Annotated in this window: 3 protein-coding genes; all 3 read right to left on the minus strand. The window is 49.0% G+C overall.

Annotated features, from left to right (window positions below; genetic code table 11):
* On the minus strand, positions 1–3,147 hold a 3,147-nt coding region (locus Xentx_RS17340), incomplete at its 3' end, for a non-ribosomal peptide synthetase (RefSeq protein ID WP_139292526.1).
* A gap of 329 nt (positions 3,148–3,476) precedes the next feature.
* A complete protein-coding gene (gene panP, locus Xentx_RS17345) occupies positions 3,477–5,150 on the minus strand; it encodes a pyridoxal-dependent aspartate 1-decarboxylase PanP (protein ID WP_074021769.1) in 1,674 nt (557 codons plus the stop codon).
* Between the two features lie 73 nt (positions 5,151–5,223).
* On the minus strand, positions 5,224–10,093 hold a 4,870-nt coding region (locus Xentx_RS17350), incomplete at its 5' end, for an amino acid adenylation domain-containing protein (protein ID WP_139292527.1).

Below are 10,093 nucleotides of genomic sequence, written 5' to 3' on the forward strand. Positions count from 1 at the left end.
CTTGAAGAGTTGCTGTAACGGCAACTCTCGCGCTAATAGTTGGCGGACTCGTGCAGCCAGTTGGGTAGCCAGCAGGGAATGCCCCCCCAATTCAAAGAAGTGATCGTGACGACCCACTTGTTCTAAACCTAACAACGTTTGCCAAATGTGGGCCAGGGCGATTTCTATTTCGCCCACGGGGGCGGCATAATCTCGAACGACCACGGCCGATAAATTCGGAGCCGGCAGGGCCTGACGGTCGAGTTTGCCATTGGGGGTCAGCGGAAAAGCATCCAGGGTAACAAAAGCACTGGGTAACATATACTCGGTTAAATGCTGCGCCAGTTGTTGGCGCAGTTCCGCGGGCACCAACACGCTCCCCTCTTCTGGTTGCAGATAGGCGACCAGTCGTTTCTGACCCGGTTCATCTTCACGAGCGATCACCACCGCTTCGCGTACACCGTCACATTGGGTCAGCCTGGCCTCGATTTCCCCCAATTCGATACGGAAACCCCGCAGTTTGACCTGAAAATCATTGCGGCCGAGGTAGTCAATCGTGCCATCGGGCCGCCAGCGGCCGAGGTCGCCGGTTCTGTACATGCGGGCATTGGGTTCCGAAGCAAAGGGGTCGGTCAGGAAACGTTCGGCCGTCAGTTCCGGGCGATTGAGGTAACCACGGGCGACCCCCACACCGCCGATATAAATTTCCCCCGCCACCCCGCGAGGAACGGGCTGGCCGTGTGCATCCAGGATATAAACCCGGGTATTGGCAATCGGGCGGCCAATCGGGGGCGGATTATCTGCTGAACTGTCATCGGAAGAGGCACATGAATAGAGTGTGGCACAGACCGTGATTTCCGTCGGCCCATAGGCATTGAGCATCTGCCGTCCTGGTGACCAGCGTTTGACTAAGGTCGGCGGACACGCTTCGCCTCCCACCAACAAGGTTTGCAGGGTATCGGGCAGGGCATCCATGGCGGCCAATGCGGTCGGTGACAAGATAACATGGCTGATGGCCTGGTCTGCTAAGTAGCGAGACAGGATGGCGCCCGGCAACAGATTGGCCCGTTGGGCCAGATAGAGTCGGGCGCCGGCCATTAAGGCCATACAACATTCCCAAATACTGGCATCGAAGCTGTTTGAGGCGAACTGTAAGACACGACTATCGGTAGTGAGTGCCAGGGTAGGTTGTTGGGTGGCGATCAAGTTGCACAGGCTTTGATGTTCGATCATCACTCCTTTTGGTTGCCCCGTTGAACCGGAAGTATAAATAACATAGGCCAGATGGTGTGACGCTAACCCCAGGGTTTCAGGGTTTGGGTTGTCAGTCGGTTGGGTTACCAGATTTGGTTCGGGGTTATCCAGTAAGAGGGTGGGCAAGGTGTTAAACTGAGCGAGCCACTCTGATTTGGTTAGTTCCGCTTGGGTCAGTAAAGCCACGGGGGCCGCATCTTCCAGCATATAGACCAGCCGTTCGGCCGGATAAGCGGGATCCAGTGGCACATAAGCCCCGCCGGCTTTGAGGATAGCCAGAAATCCGATCATCATCTCCAGACTGCGTTCGACACAGAGGGCGACCCGATCATCCGGCTGCACACCCAGTGCAATCAAGTGATGAGCCAGACGATTAGCATGCTGGTTCAATTCTTCATAACTGAGAGACAGCTCTCCACACACCACTGCTGTTGCATTGGGTGTTTTTGCAGTTTGTGCTTCGATCAATTGATGGATCAGTGCCTCTTGCGGGAAATCCATCTGTGTGGCATTGAAATCCACCAGCAATTGTTGCTGCTCTGTTTGTGGCAACATAGGTAAGTTTCGGATCTGGGTTTCTGGAGATGTCAGGGCAGCTTCTATTAATACCATGAGACGAGATTGGAGGGCTATTACTTCAGTACGACTCAGGTAATTGGGAGAAAAATTAAATTCAAGTGTGACAGATTCCTGGGCATCCTCACTGTTAGCGAATACATATTGATGGACAGCGATAGTAAGAGGGGACGATGCACCACGTTGTATTTTTGAGTATTTAAGTGTGGCGTTTGGAATATCGGCATTCACATCTATCTGCCCAAATGACAGCGTAATATCGAATAACTGAGCTCGTCCAGTCTTTTGCTGGATTTGTGTGAACCGGTTGATTTCCGAGATTGGAAAACGCCGATGTTTGTAGCAACGACGTAATTCTGCGGCAGTTTTGTCCATCACATCAAGGAAAGTATCATGGGGTGAAACGGTTATACCGACTGGAATCACCGATGAAAACATCCCCACCGTGTGTCTTTGTTTGCTGTTTTTACGGTTATCTATGGGAATACCAATGACAATCTCTTCATCTTCGGTACGGTTTGTTAGTGAATAAGCAGTACGTGAGAAATAGCAAGCCAGCGCAGCATACATAAAATGCAGGACGGACAATCCATGTGCAGCGACAATGTCTTCGATTCGCTGAAATAGTGTTTTATCCAGTTGCCAAATGAGAGGTTCTGAGTGTTCGTCATCGGCTGTTTTCTCTAAATTTGATGGCTGAATTAAGGCAGAAGGTAAGTTTTTATAGCGCTCTGACCAAAATTGTTGGTCTTGTCGATAGCGCTGTGAGTTTAAATAGGCGTGATCCTCATTAATAAAATCGAGATAAGAGGGAGCTGCTTTTGTAAATTCTTTTCCTCTGCTTAACCGAGTATACGTGTTGGCTATCTCTTCGAGAATAAGTCTTAAAGTCGTTATATCGCCAATAAGATGATGACAGCAAAGCTGCCAGTACCAACGATTATCACTTACCCGTAATAGTTCAAAACGCCATAGTTCACTGTGCAAATCAAACGGCCGTAGGAAGGCAGTACGGATATATTGTTTAGCTTGTTCTTCTGCGTCAGCATAACCTGAGAAATCGTGGATTGTCACAGATGCAGGCAAGGTATCGGTGAGTTCTTGCAGTGGTACTTCCTGAGTTTTAACGAGTCGTAAACGCAATGCATCATGGCGATAAACAACGGCCTCAACAGCGCGTGCTAACAGCGCTTCATCTAACTTTCCCTCAACAAGAATAACTGAACCTAAGTTATAGCAAGTACTATGAGGACGGAAATGCTGATCGAGCCAAATGACTTGCTGGGGAGAACTGAGTGGGAATTTAATATTATTGCTACTATTGCGTGACATAGGCATTGTTTAACTCCTGCTTGTGCGACTAGTTAATCAGGCTAATAAATTAAATTTGAGTTATGTAACATTGCTGCACGCTAGAATATGATTGGATAACTAACTCTTTCATAAACGAATGCTTTGTTTTTTGAAAATTTGTTATAAGGGGGGTGGTTTGTATGTTTTTTGATTATTTATATAAAAAATATTGATATAAAGATCGCGGCAGGGAATTTTTGAATAGAGTCAGAAAGTTATTCATAAAAAAGAATCTAATAGATTTCAAACTGCCATTTGAAATCTATTGGGTATATAAATCAACCAAACGAATATTGTGATATCAGACCATACGTTCAATTGATTAAATTGTGTAGCGTTTGCCAGAGCGGGTTTTGTTGTGCTAACTGACGCTGCTCCTCAAGCATATTTTCGAGTATTGCTAATGTAGTCAGAGGATTTGCCAGCACGACACGTAAAACTGTTGTTGGTTGTCGAGCCCATTGCGCGGGTTTGAGACGGGTATGTGAGACAAAAGATTTTCCCGCAGTCCACTGCATAGCTTGGATATTCTGGTTCAGTGCATTAATTAATTCATGTAGTTGTTGTTTCACCTGTTCTGAACCTTCCCGTAATGCCGGTAACACCTTTGGTGGCACATAGCGATAGGTCAACAGACAAAGCTGTGGCTCACTGATTAACTCGAAATCTTCTTGCTGGCGGATGAGATCGGCAAATTGTTGCGCTTTCTCAATGCTTGCATCTATCAGGCCAGCCAATCTTTGGCGGCCAAGCAGATGGAAGTTACTGTGTAACATCAGCGACATTGCACTGCGTGAACCTTCCAAAGTATGACGACCCAGATCCTTCGATCCTTTGCGCACAATATAATTAGCATGCTGGGCAATGGCGCTGGTCAGGGTAGGTTGACGGAATAACACCATCCCTGCCCCCATTGGGACATACATTTGCTTATGAGCATCGATTGTCACGGTATCAGCACGTTCGATACCCGTAAATAAGTGTCGGTAACGTTCGGACAGCAAACTCGCTCCGCCCCAGGCGGCATCAACATGGAAATGACACTGTTCCTGCTCAGCGATATCCGCCAGAAGGTTCAGCGGATCAATGGAACCGGTTTCTGTGGTGCCAGCTATCCCGACAATAGCCATGGGTTTGATATTGCGTTGGCGTAGTTTCTGTAGTTGTGTGAGGAGGGCATCAATGCAGATCCGTCCATCTCTGTCAGCATCAACTTCTATCAAGGCATCTTGTCCTAACCCAAGGATATCCACCGTTTTTTTCAGCGAATAGTGCCCCAGTTCCGATACCAGAATGGCTAAGCCACTATAGCCATAATGAATCAGCCCTCTGGCTAATCCCTCACGTGCAAGACCGGCAAAATCCCCGTCGGCGGGCATAAGCTGGTTTCGGCACGCCCACATGGCGGTTAAATTAGCCACAGTTCCCCCAGAACAGAAAGTCGCCAGAGCGTGATCACTGCTGTGAAGCCATTGTTTATAGAAAGTTTCATCACCGTGATATACCAACTTGTGCATCATACCCAGAACCTGGCGTTCCAGCGCAGTTAAAATATGCGATGTTTCCAGTTTGACCAGGTTCTGGTTCAGGGCTGTCACTATCTTGCCAAGTGCAGGCAAATGTCTGGGAAGAGCCGATGTCATGTGACCAACAAAGGTAGGTGATGATACAGGCACAACCTGATTGAGGATATTTTCGCTCAGATGCTGGGCATATGCCCCAGCATCAACCGGAGATTCTGGGATAATCACGGAAGAGAATTGACTTTCAAGTTCCGTCAGTTCGCGTATGGGTTTGTTTAACTCGCGGAGACAATAAGTGACAGGGTCACTAGTAATTTCCGTTTCCAGTCCGGCCAGATCTTCCTCACCGGTACAGGAAATAAACTGGTCAAGCAGTGCTTGCCATTCTTGCTCATCCATACAGTGAGTGTTAAGCGCTTTTTTATCCGCTTCGTCGTGATTCAGGCTGTCAGGAAAATACAGCATAGTTTGCCTCTTTAGGGTCACTAATAATATCGGTCATATTTTTCTCTCACATAGGGTTCAGTAGCTTTATTTATCAATAAGGAACACGCAAATTCTGCCATAGGTTGGTTACCCATTGCCCGACATATGGTGTGGATAGCATGGTCATATGATTGCCGGGCACAACTATCGTATTGAGTTCAGCCGCGTGAAGACGCCATTGGGTTTCGCGAGTTCTCCTTTCATCCTTATTGCCTTCCTCTGCGTTAATCAGATGTAAAATCCCCTTATAATTAGTGAGAGGTATATAACTGGTGTTCAGATTAGCCTGCATAACGCGAACAATCCCTTGCAACAATGATATTGGCGTTTTTGCCGGGAAAAGGCCTGCCTTAACCAGGGCTTTGTGCAGATGCTGAATTTGTTCATCCGCAGCCAGGTTAGCCAAATCTAGTCTGGCGAGAGGAAGCGGCTGATTTAATATCATATTATAGATATCAATCAATTCCATGATTGTCTCAATACGGTTGACCGACTTGAGAACATTTTCTTGCTGGTCAGGTTCATCGGTATCGATAAGAATAAGATCGGATACCTGTTCTCCTTCAGCTTGCAATTGCAAGGCTATTTCAAAGGCAATCCAGCCGCCAAAAGAGTGGCCTAGCAGGTGATAAGGGCCATGAGGTTGGACTTGCCGGATTTTCTGGATATAGGCACGAGCCGCCCCTTCGACACTACTGTAAGGGAAATTATGCTCAGTCGTGAACCCACGTGCTTGTAAAGCATATACCGGAAGTTGCTGTGGGAGCGATAGGGCCAGTTCAAGCAAACTGGACGGGCTGGCGCCGGCACCAGGCAGGCAAAATAGCGGCGATACGGATGGAGCACCCTGCTGAATAATAACCAGTGGATCGAAGGCAGGCACATCCGGTAAGTTTTCAGTGATTGAATCTACGACTTGGTTTAGCAGGGGAGGTTGCATGATGGAGAAATGCGTCCCGCCGATAGGGTGTAGCATCGAATCGTGACCGACAATGTCATGCCAGCCGTGCCAACTATCGTTGTTGACTGATTCCTTCGCAGTATAGAGATGGACAGGTAAGGCGGATTTTTGCGCGATGTACGCCTGACCACGCTGTGTAATCATCTCGGCGGTATAAAAACGCAGGAGAATATCTTCGCGCGTGATACCTGCCGACAGCCATTGGCGTTCGATGCAGTGATCAAGTACCTGTTCCAGGTTACTGAGGTTGTGCAGTTCTGCCAACGCTTTCTCATCGTCAATACTCTTTTGAGTACGCAGTGCATTAATGATTAATTCTATTCGCTTTGTTTCTTTGTTTACAGATTGGTCGATAATTGTTGAGGGATCACTACCATCTTTATGGGCATGATAATAGGAATCGATCATACCGAGAAACTCGACTGTCTCACCGTCACTTGTTAATTGTTGGGCTATTTCGTAGGCAATCAACCCCCCAATCGACCAGCCCATCAGACGGTAAGGCCCTTGTGGCTGGATGCGGCGAATGGCCTGAATATGGCAGGCGGCAAGTGCTTCAATCGACACCGGAGGGTGCGCCAGTGTATGGACGCCAAGTGCCTGCAAGGCATAGACGGGAAGGTCAGGTGGTAGTAAGGCAGCCAAGGGAGAATAAACCAGAGGATCGCCGGAAGTTTCATGCACCAAGAATAACGGTAGCAAGGAACCTGCTGGGCTTAGTGGTACAGGATTTGCGTCAAATGGAGATACAGGCATGACGAAGTGCTCCTTAATAGCTAAGGCTAGATCACATAAGGTTGGATGGGCGAACAAGGTAGTCAATGAAACCTGCATATTTTGTTCACGCATACGATTCAACAACTGTACAGCGAGCAGCGAGTGCCCGCCAAGCTCAAAGAAATGATCATGACGACTGATCTTTTCCAGCCCTAACAAATCCTGCCAGATCTGGGCCAGAGCGTTTTCTGTTTTACCGATGGGAGATTTATAGCCCCGTGTCACGAAAGCGGACGGATCGGGGGTAGGTAACTCCCGACGGTCAAGTTTGCCGTTAGGGGTTAACGGGAAAGTCGCTAACGTGACAAAAGCACTGGGCAGCATATAATCGGCAAGGTGCTGGGCCAGTTGCTGACGCAGTTCTACGGGCACCAATGCAACCCCTTCCAACGGTAACAGGTAGGCCACCAGCCGTTTCTGACCCGATTCATCTTCGCGAGACATCACCACCGCTTCACGTACGCCGTCACACTGGGTGAGTCTGGCTTCGATTTCCCCTGGTTCAATGCGGAAGCCACGCAGCTTGACCTGAAAATCAGTGCGGCCGAGGTATTCAATATTGCCATCGGGCAGCCAGCGGCCGAGGTCGCCGGTTTTGTACATGCGGGCGTCTGACTCCGAAGAGAACGGATTGGTGAGGAAACATTCGGCCGTCAGTTCAGGGCGATTCAAATAACCGCGGGCTACGCCAGCGCCTGCGATATGGATTTCACCAGCAACACCGATGGGAACGGGCTGACTATATGCATCCAAAATATAAATTTGGGTATTGGCAATCGGGCGACCGATAGGAATAGAACGAGTCGCATCAATAAGAGAAATCATTTCGTAGGTTGCAGCAAACGTAGTAGTTTCCGTTGGGCCATATCCATTAATCAAATGTGCGGGTTGGGACTTAGCCAATTGTACCTGTTGTATCCTCCTTGGATCGAGAACATCGCCGCCAATAAGCAGGTAGCGCAATTGCCCAAACAGGGGCTTGAGGCTATCAAGATATTCATTGAATAAGCCCACCGTCAACCAGAGGGCGGTGACGTGCCCCTTAATTAGGGTAGCGCAGAAACGTGCCGGATCGAGTAGTACAGATTGTGGAACGATGTACAGACGTCCACCATTGAGCAGGGCAGACCAAATTTCCCAGGTCGAGGCGTCAAAAGCGATATTGGCGCAATGCGCGACACAGTCGTTCGCACCGATATCTGCGTAAGTATTATTAATAACCAGCCGAGTGATACTACGGTGCTCGACCATCACACCTTTTGGCTGCCCTGTTGAGCCAGAAGTGTAGATCACATAGGCCAGATGGCGTGACGTTAGTTCCAGTGTATGTGCCTGCGGATTGTGAGCCGGCTGTGTTGCCAAACATGGATCTTGTGCATCAAGCAATACCTTGGGTATGGGGTTGTCCAGTCGGTTAGCTTGTGCTGTTTGAGTTAGCAAGGCCACGGGCCTTGCATCCTCCAGCATATAGACCAGCCGTTCAGTCGGATAGTTTGGATCGATAGGTACGTAAGCCCCGCCGGCCTTAAGGATACCAAGTAAGCCCACGATCATATCTAAACTGCGTTCAGCACAAATCGCTACCCGATCATCCGGGCGCACGCCCAATGTAATCAGGTGATGAGCCAGGCGATTGGCTCGGCGGTTAAGTTCACTATAGCTCAGTGTCTGACCTTCACAGACGACAGCAATAGTATCAGGATGCTGTTCCGCATGGGTTTCAAACAGTTGGTGGATCAGGGCATCTTGTGGAAAATCTGTTTGAGTGGCGTTGAAGTTTATTAATAGCTGTTGCTTTTCCGATTCTGGCAACATTGGCAGGTCAGCAATGCGCTGTGTTTCATTCTCCGCCATTGCTATTAATATATTGGTTAAATAACTGACCATACGTTCAACCGTTGCAGCATCAAACAGCGCGGCGGCATAGGACAAGGCACCGGCTAAACCTTTTTCAGTTTCTGCCAGTGATAATGTCAAATCAAAATGAGTGTTGTGATTTGTCTGCTCAAATGGTGTGAGCTTTAGTTCAGGTAAGATGAGTGTTTGGGCTGGCGTGTTATTTAAGGCCAGCATCACCTGAAAGAGCGGACTGTGGCTTAGGCTACGTTCAGGTTGTAATGTTTCCACTACCTGCTCGAAAGGCAGATCCTGATGGTCATAGGCGGCAAGTGCCCGTTCCCGAACTTGTGCAAGCAGATCAGCCACATTGAGTTCATCATTGAATTTAACGCGCAAGGCCAGCGTATTGACGAAGAAACCCATCAACCCTTCAAGCTCATGATTCGGGCGGTTAGCGACTGGAGTACCAATAACGATATCATCCTGACTACTGAGTCGGGCCAGCACGATACTCCAGGCACTCAATAGGGTCATAAACAAGGTGCTGTTATGACGCTGTCCAAGTTCTTTTAGTGATGTCAATAACGTGGCATCAAGCTGGAAAGAGATTTGGTCACCGACATAGGTCTGTATTGCTGGGCGTGGCCGATCCGTGGGCAGCGTCAGTAAGGCCGGCGCACCTTCAAGCTGAGCACACCAGAAATCACGTTGTGCAGCGAGGGTTGTTTCTTTTAACTGCTCATATTGCCAGACCGCATAATCAGCATACTGAATGGGCAGTGGTGGTAAAGGATCTTCATTGCCATCAAGTGCCGCACGGTAGAAAATCCCCAGTTCGCGTACCAGCACACTAATAGACCAGCCGTCGGTAATAATATGATGTTGCGTGAGCAGCAGCACGTGTTCCTTATCGGCCAGTTGCAACAGTTGACCGCGGATAAGCGGTCCCTGAGCAAAATCGAAAGGGGTTTGGGCCTCAAGAGTAGCGAGTTCAGTTACACGGTCGATATGCAGAGCAGGATCGAGCTGACGCAAGTCTTGACAGGACAGGGCAAAACCGATATTGGCAGGATCGATCTGCTGGCTGGGTTGGCCTTCAACCAGCACAAAACGTGTCCGCAGACTTTCATGTCGAGCCACCAGACGATCAAGCGCCATCGTCAGGGCATGGCGATTGAGTGAACCAGCCAAGCGCAGCACCGCAGGGAGATGATAGGCCTGACTCGCCGCCGGATCGAGCTGACCGAGGAACCATAATCGCTGTTGGGCAAAGGACAAAGGCAAGGGCTGGCTGCGATCAGCAAGGGGGATGACTGTTTGTGTGATAGTGGCCGCTTCTGTCAGC

Origin of the sequence: Xenorhabdus thuongxuanensis, assembly GCF_001908095.1 — a bacterium.
GTDB lineage: Bacteria > Pseudomonadota > Gammaproteobacteria > Enterobacterales > Enterobacteriaceae > Xenorhabdus > Xenorhabdus thuongxuanensis.

Bases quoted from the DNA above. Each gene is read 5' to 3' on its own strand.
- panP (WP_074021769.1), bottom strand. From the start codon at position 5,150: ATGCTGTATTTTCCTGACAGCCTGAATCACGACGAAGCGGATAAAAAA.